We start from the raw sequence: 1856 nt of genomic DNA, 5'->3' as shown, positions 1-1856 counted from the left end.
GGCCGGACGAACGCAGGCCGGACGCGACGCGGGGTAAAGCTCGCAGGCGAGGTCAGTGGCTTTTTCACCGGCAGGCACGGGCAGGGCCGCCCATATCTCGGCCGTGACAAAAGGCATGACAGGATGCAGCAGCAGCAGTATTTCCCGCAGGGCCAGCCACAGCACATACTGGGCCGCAGCCTTGCGCTGCTCGTCTTCGCTCTGCATGTCGGGCTTGATAAGTTCAAGATACCAGTCGCAAAACTCGTTCCAGAGAAACTTGTATCCAAGCTGGGCCGCATCGTTAAAGCGGTAGTCCCCAAGGGCCTGATCCATGTCCTGCTTGACGGTTTCAAGCCGGTGCAGCAGCCACTGGTGGTGCAGCCCCTGAATGTTGCCAAGGTCCACGCTGGCCGGGGCTTCTTCGGGCAGATTCATGAGGGTGAAGCGCGCGGCGTTCCAGAGTTTGTTGACAAAGTGGCGGTAGCCTTCAATGCGCTCTTCGGAAAGGCGGATGTCGCGGCCCATGGCGGCAAAGGCCGTCAGGGTGAAACGCAGGGCATCGCAGCCGTATTTGTCGATCATTTCCAGCGGGTTAATGACATTACCCGTGGATTTGGACATTTTGCGGCCCGATGCGTCGCGCACCAGCGCGTGCAGATACACGTCGGCAAAGGGCGGCTTGCCCATAAAATGGATGCCCATCATCATCATGCGGGCCACCCAGAAGAACAGGATGTCAAAGCCCGTAACCAGCACGGACGTGGGATACCAGCGATGCAGTTCCCTGGTATCGGCAGGCCAGCCCATGGTGGAGAACGGCCAGAGCGCCGAGGAGAACCAGGTGTCCAGCACGTCCTCGTCCTGCTTCAGCGCGGCGCTGCCGCAGTGGGGGCAGACATCCGGAGCTTCTTCGGCAACGATGAGCTGACTGCACGCCTCGCATGTCCAGGCGGGAATGCGATGCCCCCACCAGATCTGGCGGCTGATGCACCAGTCGCGGATATTGTCCAGCCAGTGATAATACGTCTTGAGCCAGGTTTCCGGCAAGATGCGGGTCAGGCCGGGTACGGCGTCGCGGGCGGCCGGAGCCATCCTGGTGGCGGCCACAAACCACTGGGTGGACACATGCGGCTCCACCACGGTGTGGCAGCGGTAGCAGTGGCCCACGGCGTGTTCCAGTTCTTCCACCCCTTCAAGCTGCCCGGCGGCCTCAATATCGGCCACGATTTTTTCGCGGCAGGCCGATTTTTCCAGCCCCTGGTAAATTCCGGCCTCGGCTTTCATGACGCCGTTTTCGTCAATGGCCTGAATAAAGAGCAGGTCGTGCTTTTTGCCCAGCATCCAGTCATTGGGATCGTGGCAGGGCGTCACCTTGAGCGCGCCAGTGCCGAATTCGCGATCCACATAGGCGTCCGCGATAATGGGAATTTCACGGCCCAGCACGGGAACCAGCGCCGTTTTGCCCACCATGTGGGCATAGCGCTCGTCCTCGGGGTGCACGCAGATGGCCGTATCGCCGGGGATGGTTTCAGGCCGGGTGGTGGCGATGGTGATAAAGCCGGAGCCGTCCGCAAGGGCATAGCGCACCTTCCAGAGCCTGCCCCTGCTCTGCTCGTGTTCCACCTCGTCATCGGCCAGCGCCGTATGGCAGCGGGAGCACCAATTAATGATGTAGTCGCCCTTGTAAATAAGGCCGTCGTTGTACAACTGCACAAAAACCTTGCGCACGGCGGCGGAAAGGCCCTCGTCCATAGTGAAACGCAGGCGCGACCAGTCCACCGAGGCGCCCATGGCGCGGATCTGGTCAAGGATGCGATGGCCGTAATCCTCACGCCATTCCCACACGCGCTCGACAAAAGCCTCGCGGCCCAGGT

At 61.3% G+C, this 1856-nt stretch carries 1 protein-coding gene; it reads right to left on the bottom strand.

The features are described 5' to 3' along the window. A partial coding sequence (locus tag V6C16_RS12270; protein WP_333543329.1) for a valine--tRNA ligase occupies positions 1 to 1856 on the bottom strand: 1856 nt, incomplete at both ends.

This window comes from Desulfovibrio sp. 1188_IL3213, from assembly GCF_036763145.1.
GTDB lineage: Bacteria > Desulfobacterota > Desulfovibrionia > Desulfovibrionales > Desulfovibrionaceae > Desulfovibrio.
This window is presented reverse-complemented; position numbering and strand designations above follow the sequence as displayed.